Origin of the sequence: Bradyrhizobium neotropicale, from assembly GCF_001641695.1 — a bacterium.
In the GTDB taxonomy this organism is placed as follows: Bacteria; Pseudomonadota; Alphaproteobacteria; order Rhizobiales; family Xanthobacteraceae; genus Bradyrhizobium; species Bradyrhizobium neotropicale.
This window is the reverse complement of sequence record NZ_LSEF01000080.1, coordinates 1-16121: the sequence shown is the minus strand read 5'-3', so window position 1 is coordinate 16121 and position 16121 is coordinate 1. Positions and strand designations below refer to the sequence as shown.

The 16121-nt window shown below is 63.2% G+C and carries 15 protein-coding genes; 10 read left to right on the top strand and 5 right to left on the bottom strand.

All coding sequences use genetic code 11. From position 1 onward, the window contains the following. Window positions 1-37: 37 nt before the first annotated feature. The gene (locus tag AXW67_RS25255) at window positions 38-853 is read right to left on the bottom strand and encodes an MBL fold metallo-hydrolase (protein WP_063680050.1); all 816 of its coding nucleotides are present in this window, start codon (window positions 851-853) and stop codon (window positions 38-40) included. A gap of 260 nt (window positions 854-1113) precedes the next feature. On the opposite strand from AXW67_RS25255, the gene AXW67_RS25250 reads away from it, so the two are divergent. Next, entirely contained in the window at window positions 1114-2313 is a 1200-nt protein-coding gene (locus tag AXW67_RS25250) for an acyltransferase family protein (RefSeq protein WP_245315723.1), read from the top strand. Window positions 2314-2396: 83 nt separating this feature from the next. Here the strand turns inward: AXW67_RS25250 and AXW67_RS25245 are convergent, their stop codons facing one another. Both AXW67_RS25245 and AXW67_RS25240 read right to left on the bottom strand, forming a co-directional pair. Beyond that, on the bottom strand, window positions 2397-3920 hold the full coding sequence (locus AXW67_RS25245; RefSeq protein WP_063680048.1) for a hypothetical protein: 1524 nt from the start codon (window positions 3918-3920) through the stop codon (window positions 2397-2399). Continuing rightward, a complete protein-coding gene (locus tag AXW67_RS25240) occupies window positions 3917-4666 on the bottom strand; it encodes an ABC transporter ATP-binding protein (RefSeq protein WP_063680195.1) in 750 nt (249 codons plus the stop codon). Before AXW67_RS25240 ends, AXW67_RS25245 begins: the two co-directional genes overlap by 4 nt. A 260-nt stretch (window positions 4667-4926) precedes the next feature. Here AXW67_RS25240 and AXW67_RS25235 point away from each other — a divergent pair, with 260 nt between their 5' ends. The 8 genes from AXW67_RS25235 to AXW67_RS25205 all read left to right on the top strand — a co-directional run bounded on the left by AXW67_RS25235 (window position 4927) and on the right by AXW67_RS25205 (window position 12987). Beyond that, a complete protein-coding gene (locus tag AXW67_RS25235; protein WP_027549634.1) occupies window positions 4927-5802 on the top strand; it encodes a branched-chain amino acid ABC transporter permease in 876 nt (291 codons plus the stop codon). A gap of 5 nt (window positions 5803-5807) precedes the next feature. Next, entirely contained in the window at window positions 5808-6959 is a 1152-nt protein-coding gene (locus tag AXW67_RS25230; protein ID WP_063680047.1) for a branched-chain amino acid ABC transporter permease, read from the top strand. After that, window positions 6956-7714 (top strand): ABC transporter ATP-binding protein, encoded by a 759-nt coding sequence (locus AXW67_RS25225; RefSeq protein WP_063680046.1) that lies wholly within the window; start codon window positions 6956-6958, stop codon window positions 7712-7714. The genes AXW67_RS25230 and AXW67_RS25225 overlap by 4 nt, the downstream gene beginning before the upstream one ends. 4 nt (window positions 7715-7718) lie before the next feature. Next, complete coding sequence (locus tag AXW67_RS25220; RefSeq protein ID WP_027549631.1) at window positions 7719-8507, top strand: ABC transporter ATP-binding protein; 789 nt, start codon at window positions 7719-7721, stop codon at window positions 8505-8507. A gap of 76 nt (window positions 8508-8583) precedes the next feature. Then, complete coding sequence (locus AXW67_RS25215; protein WP_063680045.1) at window positions 8584-10422, top strand: AMP-dependent synthetase/ligase; 1839 nt, start codon at window positions 8584-8586, stop codon at window positions 10420-10422. Window positions 10423-10516: 94 nt separating this feature from the next. After that, window positions 10517-11716: an ABC transporter substrate-binding protein gene (locus tag AXW67_RS25210; RefSeq protein ID WP_063680044.1), complete on the top strand. Its 1200-nt coding sequence runs from the start codon at window positions 10517-10519 to the stop codon at window positions 11714-11716. A 337-nt stretch (window positions 11717-12053) separates the two neighbouring features. Next, the gene (locus AXW67_RS42170) at window positions 12054-12284 is read left to right on the top strand and encodes a hypothetical protein (RefSeq protein ID WP_145927851.1); all 231 of its coding nucleotides are present in this window, start codon (window positions 12054-12056) and stop codon (window positions 12282-12284) included. 442 nt (window positions 12285-12726) lie between these two features. Continuing rightward, window positions 12727-12987, top strand: a complete 261-nt coding sequence (locus tag AXW67_RS25205; RefSeq protein WP_245283824.1) for a hypothetical protein — start codon at window positions 12727-12729, stop codon at window positions 12985-12987. Window positions 12988-13503: 516 nt separating this feature from the next. Here the strand turns inward: AXW67_RS25205 and AXW67_RS25195 are convergent. Both AXW67_RS25195 and AXW67_RS25190 read right to left on the bottom strand, forming a co-directional pair. Continuing rightward, window positions 13504-14619, bottom strand: coding sequence for a DUF1311 domain-containing protein (locus tag AXW67_RS25195; protein WP_063680042.1), 1116 nt, complete (start codon window positions 14617-14619; stop codon window positions 13504-13506). Between the two features lie 40 nt (window positions 14620-14659). Beyond that, entirely contained in the window at window positions 14660-14941 is a 282-nt protein-coding gene (locus tag AXW67_RS25190) for a LexA family protein (protein WP_063675745.1), read from the bottom strand. 38 nt (window positions 14942-14979) lie between these two features. Between AXW67_RS25190 and AXW67_RS25185 the strand changes: the two genes are divergently transcribed. Further along, window positions 14980-16110, top strand: a complete 1131-nt coding sequence (locus AXW67_RS25185; protein WP_063675747.1) for an IS630 family transposase — start codon at window positions 14980-14982, stop codon at window positions 16108-16110. Window positions 16111-16121 lie beyond the last annotated feature (11 nt).

The following is a 16121-nucleotide window of genomic DNA, read 5'->3' as shown; positions in this document are numbered from 1 at the left end:
ACGAACGGATGGCCGGCGACTTGGAGAAAATTGCGCGTCAGACCCCGTCGAGGATGATCACCGTCGGCGTCGCCGGCAGCGCATCGCGCGACATGCGGAAGCTGCGCTCGAGCCGCCGGTCGATCTCGAACTCCTTGCCGATCCGGCGCATGAAGTCGTCGAGCGGGGTGGCGAAGCGGTGCATCGGCAGCACCACGGAGGCGCGCAACCGTTTGGTGATCTCCGAGATGCCTTCCAGCGACATGGTGTAGGTGCCGTCGATCGGCACCATCACGATGTCGAGCCGGCCGATCTGGGCGAAATGGCTGTCGTCGAGCTTGTGGTGGAGATGGCCGAGATGGCCGATGCAGAGGCCCGCGACCTCGAAGATGAAGATCGAATTGCCGTCGCGGATCATGTCGGCGCCGATATCGTCGCCGAAATAGCGGCGGATGTCGGTCGTGACGTTGCGGATGAAGGTGTCGCCGATACGCTCCGAGATCAGCGCCGGCTTGCCGTCCTCGCCCCAGCCATGCAGCACATGCGGGATGCGCCTGTCGGGGAATAGGCTGTAGTGGGTGCTGTGGGCCCGGTTCATGGTGACGACATCGGGCAGGCGGCCGACCTGATAGGCGCCGCTATAGTCGGTCGCGATGCGCAGGCCGGCCGGCGTGTCGATGAAATAGGTGGAGTGACCGGCATAGGTGATCTCGACCTCGGCCACATTCGCCGCCTGCCGAAACGCGACCGGCACCGGGCGCGGCGCCGCGTTCGCCATCGCCAGGCACTCGCTGCGCTGCGGCTGCTGTTGGGCGAGGGCAGGTGCCAGCAGCCAACCGAGGAACGCAAAAGCCGTCAGCAACAGTCGCGACATCACAGATCCGCCCGCCGTTCAGTCGACAATCCAGTCAGTGTATCTTCGAATTGTTCTGGCGTCATGCCGTCGAGTGCATGATCCGGAAAAGTGAGGCCAGCTCAAGAGAGTTGGGCGGTGACACAGTGGATCGCGGCGCTGGTGTTCTGGATGCTCAACGTATAGGTCGAGACATCGGGAGCGATGCTGGCCCAGCCACGAGGAGTGCTGCTTGGTGCCGGGATCGCGTCCCACATTAAGCATAGATTCAACCGTTGCTTGTGACGGTGGGGTATCTTGCCTACCCGTTCGCAATGGACTCGGCTGAAAATATCACCCGATATCATGCACTCGACAGTTGGCGTGGCATTTGCGCTTGCATGGTCGCGATGTTTCACTTCGACGTGATCAGCCATCTGTCCTTCCTGCCGCTCACCAGGAATGCGTACCTGTTCGTAGATTTCTTCTTCGTGTTGAGCGGCTTTGTCATTGCGTCGAACTATCGTTCGCGTCTTGCCGAGGGCTTCGGCACGGGCCGTTTCCTCGCCCTGCGGCTTGGGCGGATCTATCCGCTGCATCTCTTGACGTTGCTGCTGTTCATTCCTATCGACGCTGCGAAGGACGGTATCGGCCCGAACCTCCTGCAGGCCATCGTCACCAACATTCTTCTCCTCCAGGGACTCGGCGTTAATCCGCAGAACTGGCTGAACTTTGCGAGCTGGAGCATCAGCGCCGAGTTCTCAGCCTATGTGATCTTCGCCGCGGTCGTAAGCAGGATCGGGCCGACGATCTGGCCTTGGCTGCTCCCGATCATTGCCGGGCCGGCCGTGCTCGCCACCATCAGCCCGGATGGGATGAATGCGACTTATGACTATGGCCTCGTGCGCTGCCTTTATGGTTTCGCGCTTGGCGTTGTCTCCTTCGATTTACGAGAGCGCTTTCCGGTGTTGCGCGCACGCCTAGTGCCGTCCGACGAGACATGGCTGGAGACTGCGAGTTTCATGCTCGTCGTGGGCTATGTTTCGGTCGCCGGAAGCAGCGTCACTCTACAGGTGGCATCGCCACTGGTGTTTACGCTGGTCGTTCTGGTGTTCGCGCGTGAAGCTGGCGCGGTCAGCCGCCGGTTGACGGTGCCATTCATGCTCATGATCGGGACGCTGACCTATTCGATCTACATGCTGCATCCGCTCGTCAGGGCGGTTGCGCGGGCAGTCCTCATGGTCGTCGAGCGCCACGGACATATGGACCTGTTTGTCTCTTATGCGTTGAGCTCGGGCCATGAACCGACGAAAGTGGTCTCCATAAATGGATCGCTTTGGCTCGGTGATCTCCTGCAAATTGCGATGCTGCTGTTGACCGTCCTGCTGTCGGTAGCAACGTATCGATTTGTCGAAGAGCCCGGACGTAACTGGGTCAGGCGCTTGATGGATCGGCGGAAGGTCGGCGCGGTACGCAGTGCACAACCGGCTTTCGATACCTAACGTCCGAAAGATCATGCTCAACCAACAACCCATAGCGCGACGACGATTCATTCCAGGCTCATCGCGCTCTGGAGCATGAGCTCTCACTCCCTGCGCGGGCTGAACTTCCAGGTGATGGCGACGAGGCCCGCGGTGATCAGTCCGCTGACGAGGCCCGCAATGGGCAAGGCGAGCAGGAGCGCGGCGGTGGCGGCCCAGCCGATCGACGAGAAGGCTTCCGCGAAGGTCGCAAGCCGCGAGGAGGTCTGGCGGCGGCGGAACTGGCTGCGCCGGGCCTGCACGCGGAACCAGAGCTGGATCGCGGTGGCGGAGGCCGCGCCGACGATGATGGCTCCAGCGGTGATCGCAGCCTGGAACAGTGATGCGAAGGCGAGCGCTGCGACCAGCGGCGTGAAGATGACGGCGATCGCGATCAGGACCACTTCGATCTTGGCGCGGATTACGCGCGCCGGCGACAGCGGTGCGGTCGCAACCAGGTCCGGCGCATCCTCGCCCGAAATGGTCAGCCAGGCGAGCCCGCCGGCGAGCTGGCCGGCCGCCATCACCATCACCGGCGCGATCAGCGTCAGCGCGGCCGAACTGTCGGAAAAGCTGCGCCAGAGCAGCAGCGCCGGCGGCACGAGATAGAGCAACTGCATCAAGGTCTGCGAGATCAGCCAGGGATCGCGCCAGAGCAGCAGGAACTCCTTGCGCCGCAGCGCCTGCTGGCGCGATCCGGCGCGGAAGGGACGCTCCGTGGCACGCCGGCGGCCGGCGGTGCCGTAGCCGGCGGCGTCGATCGCGGTGTCGGCGAAGCGGCCCGAGAACAGCGCCATCACGCTTCCGAGCAGCACCAGCCCGAGGGCAAGCAGAGACAATAGCGCCGCGCTGTCGCCCATGGTCGCGCGCGCCGGCCACCACAATATGCTGTCGACATCGGGCGCGTAGGCGGCGCTGGCATCGGACGTCAATATGGTGAAGCGCGACAGCGTGCCGTAGTTCATGATCGCGGCGATCTGGAGCGCAATCACGAAGCCCGCGCCGATGATCGCGGCCAGGATCTGGGCAACGAACCGCGTCCGCGCCGGCCCGATCAGCCGGAACAGGAGGATGGTGACGGCGATCGCGATCGCCGCGGCCGACAGGCCCATGGCAATGACCACGCCGAACGCCGTAAGCCAGCGCACGCCGCCGCCGAACACCAACACGTCGATGAACGGCGTCGAGAACAAGAGCGCCATCACCGTGATCGCCAGCGCGATCGCGGCGATGCGCACCGAGAACAAATTGGTGAGCGTCGCCGGCGAGGACATGATGAGATCGAGGTCGGCGCGGGCGTAAAACACCCGCGTCACCGATTCGATGGCCTGCGACAGCATCAACGTCCAGGCCAGCACGATCGTCGTCGTGATCACGATCAGCGACGACTTGTCGAGGGGCAGTTGCAGGTCGGCGAAGCGGCCGATCACTGCCCAGGCCGGCACATGCAGCAATGCGGCGAAGAGGATGAGGCCGATGACCGCGGCGCGCCGGCGCTTGCGCCCGCCCGTCATCATCGCGAGCCATTCGCGCCAGGCGAGCCGGAGCTCGTGGCGCGCGAACCAGGAGAGGGCCGTCGCCGAGCTCATGCCGCAGCCTGGAGCGTCACCAGCGCGATGAAGAGCTCCTCGAGGCTGGTATCGGCATGACCGTTCTGCCGGCGCAGGTCGGCAAGCGTGCCCTCGGCGACCAGACGGCCGGACGCGATCACGCCGATGCGGTCGGCCATGCGCTCGGCGACCTCGAGAATATGCGTGGTCATGATGACGGTGCAGCCGGCGCGGACGCGCTCGCTCAGCAGCCCCTTCACGTGGCGGGCGGAGACGGCGTCCAATCCGGTCAGCGGCTCGTCGAGGATGATGAGGCGGGGATCGTGCACCAGCGCGCCGGCGAGCGCCACCTTCTGGCGCATGCCCTTGGAAAAGCCCTCGCAGCGCTCGTGCCGGTGCGCGTCGAGACCGAGCGAGCTCAACAGCTCCTGCGCGACCGGTTCCGAGACCGACGGGGCGATGCCCCAGAGGCCGGCGACGAATTCGAGATATTCGAGCGGCGTCAGCTTGTCATAAATCATGGGCTCGTCGGACACCCACGCCATCACCTGCTTGGCGGCGACGGGACTTGCGAGCGCATCGATACCGAAGATCGACACCGCGCCGGCATCGGGCCTGAGCAGGCCCGCAACCATGCGCAGGGTGGTGGTCTTGCCGGCGCCGTTGGGGCCGACCAGCGCATAGAATTCACCGGCATGGATGGTGAGATCGAGGCTATCGACCGCCAAACGGTCAAAACGCTTCGTTAACCCTCGGACTTCCAGTGCCGAGTTGTCCGGCTTCATGACGGCCATACCATCCGGTTTTGCACTGCCGCGACCATGGCCCGAAGATGTTTCGGCACCGTGAATCTACGGCCGCAAATTTCGTCATCCGGTATCGACTAAAGGCAAGTCACCGTTTGTTGACAGCGCTGGACGGTTCAGGCTGAATTGGCGCAGGGACAAGTGGCGCTAACGCGGTGAAACGACTGCGTAGCGACTGGACACAAGATGCGACGAGGCGGTCAAAAGAACCGCTGGTTGCATCGGGAGGATGCACGGCGATGCTGGACTTCGTTCAGCAGCTGGTCAGCGGCGTTGCGCTCGGCTGCGTCTACGGCCTGATCGCGCTTGGCTTCGTGCTCGTCTACAAGGCCACCGAGGTCGTCAATTTCGCCCAGGGCGACCTGATGATGCTGGGCGGCTTCTTCGCCTTCACCTTCATCGGCATGATGGGCCTGAACTACTGGGTCGGCTTCGCCGGCGCGGTTGCGGCGATGGCGCTGTTCGGCATGCTGGCCGAGCGCGTGGTGGTGCGGCCGATCCTCGGCTATCCGCAATTCTCCATCATCATGGCGACCATCGGGCTCGGCTATTTCTTGCGCTCGGTCGCCGGCATGATCTGGGGCACCGACGATTTCAAGATTGACACCCCGTTCAGCCAGGGCGTGCTGCGTATCGGCTCGCTGGTGCTCGCCTATGACAAGCTCTCGGTGATCGCCGCGACGATCATCCTCTGCACGCTGCTCTATCTCTTCTTCAACAAGACGACGCTCGGCACCGCGATGCGCGCCAGCTCCGAGAACATGCTGGCCGCCTACTACATGGGTATCCCGGTCAAGCGCGTCGTGTCGATCGTCTGGGCGATCAGCGCCGCGGTTGCGACCTGCGCCGGCGTGCTGCTGGCACCGATCACCTTCATCCACTCCAATGTCGGCCTCGTGCTCGGCCTCAAGGCGTTTCCCGCCGCCGTGCTCGGCGGCTTCGGCTCGATTCCCGGCGCGGTCGTCGGTGGCGTGCTGATCGGCGTGATCGAGAGCATGGCCGGCTTCTATCTGCCCGAGGGATGGAAGGACGTCGCGCCCTACATCGTGCTGCTCGCCGTGCTGCTGCTCAAGCCCGAAGGCCTGTTCGGCCTTCACGTCCGCAAGAAGGTCTGAACGCCATGCGCTTTTTGTTCAAGACCGACTATGAGGACGACATCAGGCTTTTTCCGCATTCGGGCTACGCAGTCTCGTATGGCCTGCTGATCGCTGTGCTGCTGATCGCGCCCTACGTGCTCTCCAGCTATCTGATGAGCCAGCTCGTCTTCGTCTGCATCTATGCGACCGTCGGCGTGGCGCTGTTGATCCTGACCGGCTTCACCGGGCAGGCCTCGCTCGGCCATGCCGCGTTCCTTGCGATCGGGGCCTACACGGCGGCCTACCTGCAGAAATACAACGTGCCGTTCCCGATCTACTTCCTCGCCGCCGGCGCCCTGACCGGCCTGATCGGCGCGCTGGTCGGCTTTCCGGCGCTGCGGCTCCAGGGCATCTATCTGGTCATAGCCACCATTTCCTTCGCCTTCATCGTCGAGGAGATCCTGGCGCGCTGGGAAAGCGTCACCAACGGCAATGAGGGCATGCGGATCAAGACGCTGTCGCTCTTCGGCGTCGCGGTGCCGCGGGACAGCCCGATGTTCTATTTCCTCTGCCTTGGGGTGCTGGTGCTGACCATCGTCGGCACGCTCAATCTGCTGCGCTCGCCGACGGGGCGCGCCTTCGTCGCGATCCGCGACAGCGAGACGGCGGCGCGCAGCATGGGCGTCAATGTCGCGCTCTACAAGGTGAAATCCTTCGCGATCTCGGCGGCGATCACCGGATTTGCCGGCGTGCTGTTCGCGCACAAGCTCTCCTTCATCTCGCCGGAGATGTTCACGCTCCAGCTCTCGATCGAGTTCATCATCGTGATCCTGATCGGCGGCACTTTCAGCCTGCACGGCGCGGTGTTGGGGGCGATCTTCATCGTGATGATCGACCCGTTCCTGACCTACCTCAAGGACGACATGCCCGGCATCATCGCCGGCGTTGCCGCGACGCTCGGGGCGGGCACGGAGACGGCCGGAAACATCCAGTCCAAGGTTGCGGCCTTCGCCTCGCTGAACGGCCTCAAAGGCGCGATCTACGGCATCATCATCATGCTGTTCGTCTTGTTCGAGCCGCTCGGGCTCTACGGCCGCTGGCTCAAGATCAAGCTCTTCTTCCAGCTCTTCCCGCTCTACAAGCGCGCCACCTTCAAGCGGCAGAAGATCTACGTCAAATCGGAGCGGAACCGATGAGCTATTTCCGCGCCGAGAACCTGTCGCTGCACTTCGGCGGACTGAAGGCGGTCGATGCGGTCTCGTTCGCGGTCGAGAAGGGCGAGATCCTCTCGATCATCGGGCCGAACGGCGCCGGCAAGAGCTCGATCTTCAACCTGATCTCGCGGATCTACCGGCCGACCTCGGGCCGGATCTTCTTCGAGGACCAGGACATCACCGAGCAGCCGCCCTACGACATCGCAAAACTCGGAATCGCCCGCACCTTCCAGAACATCGAACTGTTCGAGAATGCGACCGTGCTCTCCAACCTCCTGGTCGGACGCCACCGGCATTCGACCACGCAGCTATGGCAGGAATTGCTGTTCCTGCCGAGCGTGCGGGCCAATGAGAAGGTGCATCGCCGCCGCGTCGAGCAGGTCATCGAATTCCTCGATCTCGAGCCCTATCGCGACAAGCTGATTTCGGGCCTGCCTTACGGCGTGCGCAAGGTGATCGAGCTCGCGCGTGCGCTGTGCTCCGAACCGAAATTGATTTTGCTGGACGAGCCGTCCTCGGGGTTGAACGTGGAGGAGACCGACGACATGTCGTTCTGGATCCGCGACATGAAGAGCGAGCTCGGCATTACCGTGCTGATGGTCGAGCACGACATGACGCTGGTCAACCGTGTCTCCGACCGTGTCATCGCGCTGAACTACGGCCGGGTGCTGGCGATGGGCTCGCCCGCCGAGGTACAGCAGCATCCCGACGTCGTCGCCGCGTATCTCGGAGCCTGACGCGATGGATGCGACCGCGACGCCCGACATCATCCTGAAGCTCTCCAACGTCGAGAGCTATTACGGGCCGATCATGGCGATCCGCGGCATCTCGCTGGAGGTGCCCCGCGGCCGCATCGTCGCGCTGCTCGGCGCCAACGGCGCCGGCAAGACCACGGTGCTGAAGACCATCTCGGGCATTCTCGATCCGCAGAAGGGCACGATCGAGTTCCTGGGCAAGCCGATCCAGCGCATGGAGGCGGACCGCATCGTGCGCCTCGGCCTCAGCCACGTGCCGGAGGGGCGCGAGGTGTTCCCGTTCCTCTCGGTGCGCGAGAACCTGATGATGGGGGCCTATCCGCGCAGGGATCGCGACGGCGTCGCGGAGGATCTGGAGCGGGTCTACGGCTATTTCCCGCGATTGAAGGAGCGCATCGACCAGCCGGCCGGCCAGCTCTCCGGCGGCGAGCAGCAGATGCTTGCGATCGGGCGCGCCTTGATGAACCGACCGACGCTGCTGCTGCTCGACGAGCCGTCGCTGGGGCTGTCGCCGATCCTCGTGAAGGAGATTTTCACGATCATCCGCCGCGTCAACGAGGAGCAGGGCATGTCGATCCTGCTGGTCGAGCAGAACGCCAAGGTGGCGCTGGAGACGGCGCATTACGGCTATGTGCTGGAGATCGGGCGTGTCGTGATGAACGACACCTGCGACCGCTTGATGCATTCCCAGGACATCCAGGAATTCTACCTTGGCGCCAAAGAGCAGGGCGCGCGGGGCGAACGGCGCTGGAAAAAGAAGAAAACGTGGCGTTAAATGAGGTTGCCCGTCCGCAAGACATAGACCGCCGGCAAGGCAGGCAGCGGAGGGAAAGCGACAAGGAGGGAATGGCATGGCCCGACCGGCGGTGCTGACGGTCGCTGACACGATCGCGAGGAGCTTTCTGCGCGCGGTTGCGACGCGCGGAGACCGGCCTGCGATTCGCGAAAAGAAGTTCGGTATCTGGCAGCCGACGAGCTGGCGCGAGTGGCTCGCGATTTCCAAGGAGATCGCCTACGCGCTTCATGCGACTGGCTTCCGGCCCGGCGACGTCGCCTCCATCATCGCCAACGCCGTGCCGGAATGGGTCTATGCCGACATGGGCATCCTGTGCGCCGGCGGCGTCTCCTCGGGCATCTATCCGACCGACGCGTCGGCCCAGGTCGAATATCTCGTGAACGATTCCCGCACGAAGGTGATCTTCGCCGAGGACGAGGAGCAGCTCGACAAGATCCTCGCCTGCCGTGCGCGCTGCCCGAGCTTGCAGAAGATCATCGTGTTCGACATGGAGGGCCTCGGCGGCTTCGTCGACGACATGGTGATGTCGCTGGACGAGTTTCGCGCGCTCGGCCGCAATCACATGGTCGGCCGCGAGGCGCTGTGGCAGGAGATGACTGACAGCCGCAGCGCGGACGATCTTGTCATTCTCGTCTACACCTCCGGCACGACCGGCCCGCCCAAGGGGGCGATGCATTCCAACCGCAGCGTGACGCATCAGATGCGCCACGCCAACGAGTTCATTCCTTCTCGGGAGGATGAGGACCGGCTGATCTTCCTGCCGCTCTGCCATGTCGCCGAGCGGGTCGCCGGCTACTACATCTCGGTCGCGCTCGGCTCGGTGATGAATTTCGCGGAAAGCCCGGAGACCGTGCCGGACAATCTGCGCGAGGTGCAGCCCACCGTCTTCTTTGCGGTGCCGCGCATCTGGGAGAAGTTCTACTCCGCCATCACCATTGCGCTCAAGGACGCGACGCCGCTTCAGCAATGGGTTTATCGCCGCGCCATCGACGTTGGCCTCCGCATGACCGATTGCCGGCTCGAGGGAAAGGCGCCGCCGCTCCTGCTTCGGATTGCCAACCGCATCGCCTATCGCCTGGTGTTCCGCAACATCCGCCGCATGATCGGACTGGATCGCTGCCACACCGCGTTCACCGGTGCGGCGCCGATCGCGCCGGACCTGATCCGATGGTATCTCGCGCTCGGCATCGACATGCACGAGGTCTACGGCCAGACCGAGAATTGCGGGGTCGCGACCATGATGCCGGGCGAGCACATCAAGCTCGGCTCTGTCGGCAAGGCGGTGCCCTGGGGCGAGGTGTCGCTCTCGCCCGAGGGCGAGATCCTGATCCGGGGCGACTTCCTGTTCATGGGCTATCTGAACCAGCCGGAGAAGACGGCCGAGACGATCGATGCGCGCGGCTGGCTGCACACTGGCGACGTCGGCAGCATCGACAACGAAGGCTTCGTCAGGATCACCGACCGGATGAAGGACATCATCATCACCTCCGGCGGCAAAAACATCACGCCGTCGGAGATCGAGAACCAGCTCAAATTCTCGCCCTACATCTCCGACGCCGTGGTGATCGGCGACAAGCGGCCATACCTCACCTGCCTCGTCATGATCGACCAGGAGAATGTCGAGAAATTCGCCCAGGACCACGACATCCCCTTCACCAATTATGCGAGCCTGTGTCGGGCGATGGAGATCCAGGATCTGATCTGGCGCGAGATCGAGCAGGTCAATGTGAACTTCGCCCGCGTCGAGGCCATCAAGAAGTTCTACCTGATCGAGCGTCAGCTCACCCCCGAGGATGAGGAGCTGACGCCCACCATGAAGCTGAAGCGCAGCTTCGTGAACAAGCGTTATGCCGCCGAGATCGACGCGATGTATCGCGAGCGCGCGGTGGCGTGAAGACGCGTGTCCCCGAAGGGGCATGCGCAGAAAAGAAGAAGGAACGGTGGCCCCGCCTTCGCGCAACACGGGCCTTAAGGGAGAGGAGACGTCAATGTCGAAATCGTTGAGAGCGTTCGGCCTTGCGGTAGGCGCGGTGGCGCTCACCTGTCTGCCGGCCGCGGCGCAAACCAAGGTCACCAATGAGGGCATCTCGGGATCCGAGATCGTCATCGGCACCCATCAGGATCTATCGGGGCCGATCAAGGTCTGGGGCGTGCCGGTCTCCAACGGCATGAAGATGGCGGTCGAGGAGGTCAACGCGGCCGGCGGCATCAATGGCCGCAAGATCAAGATGATCCTCGAGGACAACGGCTATGATCCGAAGAAGGCGGTGCTCGCCACGCAGAAGATGGTCGAGCGCGACAAGATCTTCGCGATGATCGGGCCGATGGGCTCGCCGACCGTGCTGGCGGCGCAGGACACGCTGTTCGACGCCGGCGTGTTACAGCTCTTCCCTCTGACGGCGGCCGAGTTCACCTTCAAGTTCGATCCGGCCAAGCCGCAGGAGCGGCTGAAGTTCAACAACCTCCTGCCTTACGTCGAGAGCACGCGCGCCGCGCTCAAATACATGATGGAGTGGAAGAACTTCAAGAAGCCCTGCATCATGCATCAGGACGACGAATACGGGAAGAACGTGCTCGACGGCTTCAACCAGCAGCTCACGGCCATGAAGGTGCAGCCGGCTTCGGTGACGAGCTACAAGCGCGGCGCCTCCGATTTCAGCGCGCAGGTCGCCAAGATGAAGTCCGACGGCTGCGATCTCGTCGTGCTCGGCACCGTGATCCGCGAGACCATCGGCGCGATGACGGAAGCCAGGAAGCTCGGCTGGGACGTCACCTTCCTCGGCGCCACCCCGACCAACGTGCTGGAAGTGCCCACCCTCGGCAAGGAGGCCGTCGAAGGGCTCTATGCCGCGAGCGGATTCGAGATACCGTACGAGGACACGGCCAAGGGCAAGGTCCACGACTGGCTCGTCAACTACAAGAAGATGTTCAACACCGATGCCAATACCCAGGCGATCATCGGCTACAACGCGGTGATGACCTTCGCCTTCTATGCGCAGAAGGCGGGCAAGGATCTCACGGGCCAGAAGATGCTGGACTCGCTGGAGTCGGGCGACAAATTCCTCGACATCTTCAGCTCGCCGCCCACCAAGTTCTCCAAGACCGACCACCTCGCCAACACCATTACCCAGGTGCAGCAGGTCAAGGGCGGTCGCTGGGTTCTGGTGAAGGACAATCTGATGTTCTGATGCGGTGTTGTTCACCCTGCCCTTGAGGGGGATGCCGGAGCTTACCGGTGCGAGTTCGTCTTCGCGGCATCGCCCCTAGGTGAACCGCCAAAATCTCAATACCCGCTTCCAGAGCGGCAGGGATGCGGGATCGTCTTGACGGCCCGGAGCGATTGAGGGCGTGCCGTCCACCTCGGTAAGCCGCTCGACCAGTCCTTGCAGTCGTGATGGTAACGGCGCGGCATCCTCCGCGAGGGCGCCGCGAAGTTGCCCGCCAATTTCGTCGCAAATCGCTCGGCGGTGCTCCGGCTCCAAACCGGGGAATGGATCATGGGCACGGGTTGGAGGAGGGTCCACCATGGCTGCCACCGTTAGCCCTGATGTGCACAGCCTCCTTGCATGTGCACGGCCTTCCTGCCGCCGCCATGACAACGCGCATCGAACTTATCCCGATCCGGTGGAACCGAAATCTTTTGTCATCGGTGAATTTATCGTGGCTGCTCGTCGCTTCAAGGCGGCGTGCAGCTCGAGCCGGCTTAGCAACCTTGGCCGTGTGGAGGCGTTGCCCTGCATGACCGGCCAAGACTGAACGAGCCAAGACTGAACCAGCCAAGACCGACTTTCTGTAGGCGCCGGTAGCTGAGAGAGCGATCGCGCTGCATTCCAGGGAGCAAGGCCATGCTGAGAAGACTTCGTTTCAAGAATACCACTTTGGAAGAACTGCTCGTAGAGGATGCGCAGCGTCTGAGGGAAGAGGCTCAAGGCGTTCCGCCTGGCAGAGAGCGGCTTGTTCGCCAGGCTCGACGAGCCAAGACCGCTTCTCACCTGAGAGAATGGCTGGCCACGCCGGGCCTACAGCCGAAGTAAGAATTAGGCCGCCCCAAGTTGGCGGTCTTCTCATTCCCGTGGTCGTGGGCGAGCAATCTGCCCATCGCGAGCAGGACCAAAAGCGCGACCGCCCCCGGCTTGGCGCTGACGCGGCTCTCTGAGGGCCCGTAGTTCTCCGATCGCCAACTGAGTTCCGTGATATCATGCCCTTGGTACCCGCGCGGGCTTGGGAGGCCAAGAACATGTCTACCTACCTGGGATCGCACACCCTCGATTTGGACGCGGAAATGGTCAGCCGCATCACGGCAGCGTACGGCCAGGCGCTCCATACACTTTGCGTGAAGGATCGCGACGACCCGCTTGCGGAGATGGTCGCGAAGAAGATCATCGAGATCGCCCAAAGCGGTGTCCATCACCCGGCCGAAATCGCGGCTTTGGCGATCAAGGAGCTCGAAATGCGGTAGTGGCGGGCAACGACCGCATCCGCTACCCGAAAGTGTATCGCCATCGCGATCGTTTATGCCCCAAAGTACACTAGTCCCGAGTGAGGTCATGCTTTGAAATGACAACTCAACATCCCGGCAGGGGCCACCGCGCGGGAGCGGAGATGATTGGCTGCATTGTCGCGCGTTGGCCTTAGGAGAGCGACTGGCTCGTGTCTCTGCAATTCCACCGTGCCGTCGAGCACATGGACGTATGGAGCGCGAGCAGCGACGGCTTTTCGTTTGCAATCAGCTTCGAAAGTCGGACCGGGACCGGCTTTCACGGAAGCCCCGGCTATGTCGCGTCTTGGCGACCCCTCTATGAGACCAGAGGCGCGATCAAGATCAGCGGATCACCATTCGAGACCTTTGGTGAGGCCGAGGAGGCCTGCAATCGGATGCTGGAGCATTTGCGCGCTGAATGAGACTTGGCAATGAGACTTGGCGGTGAACCCCTTCGGACCCACCGCCAACAAGGGGAGAAGGAAGAGGAAACGGCTAAGACCCGCCCGTGGCGACGCCCGAGCTCACCGGCGCGAGTTCGTCTTCCCGGCATCGCCAGCCGTCGGCGGCTTTCACGAAGGCGAAGGTCCGCTGGATCCTCAAGCGGCGTGTCACGTTGAAGGCTTCTGCGGAGCGCTCTTTGTTGGCGGCGCCCGGCTGCGGCCGGCCGGATCTGGTGTCCCAGCAGGTGCCGGTGCAGGTCGAGGCAATCTTGCTGCAGGCGGTGAAGGGGGCCAGCACGACCATTTCGATCTCGCCCATGACCTGCGCCTCCTGCTCGCTCACCTGGCTGTCGACCGCGTAGACGCGGTTGATCCGGATGAAGTTGCCGCAGGCATTGGCCGCATGAATTCGCGCGGCGCAGAAGTCGACGGCATCGGTGTCGGGCAGCCGCGCCGCGACCTGCCGGCCGAACACCTTCTTCGGATCGCCCTTGGCGGCGAAGATCTCAGCGGTCTTGCGGTTCAGATACTCGGTCAGACAGTCTTCCGCAGGCGAAAGCTCCTGGAGCGGCACGTTCTCCTTGCCGACCAGATTGCATTTGCGGTCGCGCTCCCTGGTCCAGCGGCCATATTCGGCGAAGGCAAAGCGCGCCTCGGTCGGGTTCAGCTTGTTGATCAGGCCGAGGACCTGGCCGTTGAGCTCCGTTTCGGTCAGCGCCAGCGACGGATCGGCACAGATCAGCGCGCCCGCCGCCGTGTTGGCCGCGAGGCAATCGAAATCGGGATCGCGCAGGATGGCGGTGCGCTCCTCGGTCACCTTGAGGAGACAGGCCTTGACCCGGTCGACATCCTCGTAGCGGACCGCGGCCTGGCCGATGATGCCGCAACCGAGACTGCGCTGCCGGATCCAGATCGCGTTCTCCTCGATCGCCGGCAGGCGATCGGGCAGGCGGGCCAGCCGCGCTTCGATCGCTCCGCTCAATTTTTCGGCGGCGGCGGCGAGCTCGGCGTCACCGCAGAACATCTGATTGGCGGGATCGCGATTCTGCGCGCAGTTGTTCTTGGCGAACAGCGGCAGCTTGTCGGTGATGGAGCGGTCGGAATTGCCGGATTGCGCGCAGGCCGGCGACGCCAGCAGCGCAAGCACAGTCAGCACGATGAGTCGCATTCCACTCGCCCCCGCATGGTCGGACCATGCTAGTGGTTCATCACAGTGATTTTGACGTTTTGATACCGAGCCATCCGAGGATAGGCAACTTTTCGGGTGGCAAGAGGATCTCGATGCTTCGAGCGACGCCGGGCTGGCGACGAATGAACCCGTTGCGTTCGAGGGTGAGGATCATCTGGTGGACTGACGGCGGGCTGACGCGGAAATGCCGCTGGATGTCGGCCTCGGCGGGCGGCTGTCCGAACATGTACGAGTAGGTATGGATGAAAGCGAGATAGTGTCCCTGCTTCTCGGTGAAGTGCGCGCCTGATTTTTGACTCATAGCTGGATTCGTCCCGGCCTCCGACAAGGAGGCGAAGCATGAATGTACGTTATCGGGTCGAATTGAGCCAAGCCGAGCGGGACGAACTGACGGCAATGCTCGGCGGCGGCACGCATTCCGCCCGCAAACTCAAACGGGCTCAGATTGTGCTGGCGGCCGATTCAGGCAGCTGCGACGCGGAGATTGCCCGAACCGTCCGGGTCAGCCTTTCCACCGTCGGCCGGACCAAACGCCGTTTCGTAGAAGGCAATCTGGAGCGGGCCTTGAGTGAGGAGCCGCGTCCGGGCGCGGAACGCAAGCTGACAGGCAAGGAAGAGGCCCTGCTGGTGGCGACGGCATGCGCCAAGCCGCCCGCCGGCCGCAAACGCTGGACGCTGACATTGCTGGCCGACGCGATGGTCAAGCTCACCGATCACGCCAGCCTGTCGGGCGAGACCGTGCGCCGCCGGCTGGCCGACAACGACCTCAAGCCGTGGCGCCGGGATATGTGGTGCATTCCTCATGTCGACGGCGAATACGTCGCCCGGATGGAGGATGTGCTCGATCTCTACGCCGAGGCGCCGGATCCCGAGCGGCCCCTGGTTTGCTTCGACGAGACCCCAGTCCAGCTGATCGGCGAGGTACGCCAGCCGATCCCTGCCCAACCGGGACAGCGCGAGCGCTACGATTACGAATATCGCCGCAACGGTACCGTCAATCTCTTCGTCACCTTCGATCCGCATCGCGGCTGGCGCAATGTCAAGGTTACAGACCACCGCGCCGCGGTCGACTACGCGCACTGCATGCGCGAACTCGTCGACGTCCACTATCCCAATGCCGCCTGCATCCGTGTGGTGCAGGACAATCTGTCGATTCATACGGCCGGCGCGCTATATCAGGCATTTGCGCCTGCCGAGGCCCGTCGCATCCTGCGCCGCCTCGAGTTCCACTACACCCCGAAACACGCCAGCTGGCTCAATATGGTCGAGTGCGAGATCAGCGTGCTGCAGCGCCAGTGTCTCGGCCGTCGCATCGACGATCCCAAAAGGCTTCGAAAAGAAATCGCAGCATGGCAACGGCAGCGAAACAAGGCGCGAGACCGCATCAAATGGATGTTCACAACCGACAAAGCCCGCGCCAAACTCGGTCGCGCCTATCCAGTTGCCGCCAAAGAGTCAAAACCACTGTGATGAACCACTAG

Excerpts from the sequence above, each read along its gene's own strand:
- AXW67_RS25225 (WP_063680046.1), top strand. The coding sequence starts at position 6,956 with ATGAGCTATTTCCGCGCCGAGAACCTGTCGCTGCACTTCGGCGGACTG.
- AXW67_RS25240 (WP_063680195.1), bottom strand. The coding sequence starts at position 4,666 with ATGAAGCCGGACAACTCGGCACTGGAAGTCCGAGGGTTAACGAAGCGT.
- AXW67_RS42170 (WP_145927851.1), top strand. The coding sequence starts at position 12,054 with ATGGCTGCCACCGTTAGCCCTGATGTGCACAGCCTCCTTGCATGTGCA.
- AXW67_RS25235 (WP_027549634.1), top strand. The coding sequence starts at position 4,927 with ATGCTGGACTTCGTTCAGCAGCTGGTCAGCGGCGTTGCGCTCGGCTGC.
- AXW67_RS25220 (WP_027549631.1), top strand. The coding sequence starts at position 7,719 with ATGGATGCGACCGCGACGCCCGACATCATCCTGAAGCTCTCCAACGTC.
- AXW67_RS25210 (WP_063680044.1), top strand. The coding sequence starts at position 10,517 with ATGTCGAAATCGTTGAGAGCGTTCGGCCTTGCGGTAGGCGCGGTGGCG.
- AXW67_RS25190 (WP_063675745.1), bottom strand. The coding sequence starts at position 14,941 with ATGAGTCAAAAATCAGGCGCGCACTTCACCGAGAAGCAGGGACACTAT.
- AXW67_RS25215 (WP_063680045.1), top strand. The coding sequence starts at position 8,584 with ATGGCCCGACCGGCGGTGCTGACGGTCGCTGACACGATCGCGAGGAGC.
- AXW67_RS25195 (WP_063680042.1), bottom strand. The coding sequence starts at position 14,619 with ATGCGACTCATCGTGCTGACTGTGCTTGCGCTGCTGGCGTCGCCGGCC.
- AXW67_RS25185 (WP_063675747.1), top strand. The coding sequence starts at position 14,980 with ATGAATGTACGTTATCGGGTCGAATTGAGCCAAGCCGAGCGGGACGAA.
- AXW67_RS25205 (WP_245283824.1), top strand. The coding sequence starts at position 12,727 with ATGCCCTTGGTACCCGCGCGGGCTTGGGAGGCCAAGAACATGTCTACC.
- AXW67_RS25230 (WP_063680047.1), top strand. The coding sequence starts at position 5,808 with ATGCGCTTTTTGTTCAAGACCGACTATGAGGACGACATCAGGCTTTTT.
- AXW67_RS25245 (WP_063680048.1), bottom strand. The coding sequence starts at position 3,920 with ATGAGCTCGGCGACGGCCCTCTCCTGGTTCGCGCGCCACGAGCTCCGG.
- AXW67_RS25255 (WP_063680050.1), bottom strand. The coding sequence starts at position 853 with ATGTCGCGACTGTTGCTGACGGCTTTTGCGTTCCTCGGTTGGCTGCTG.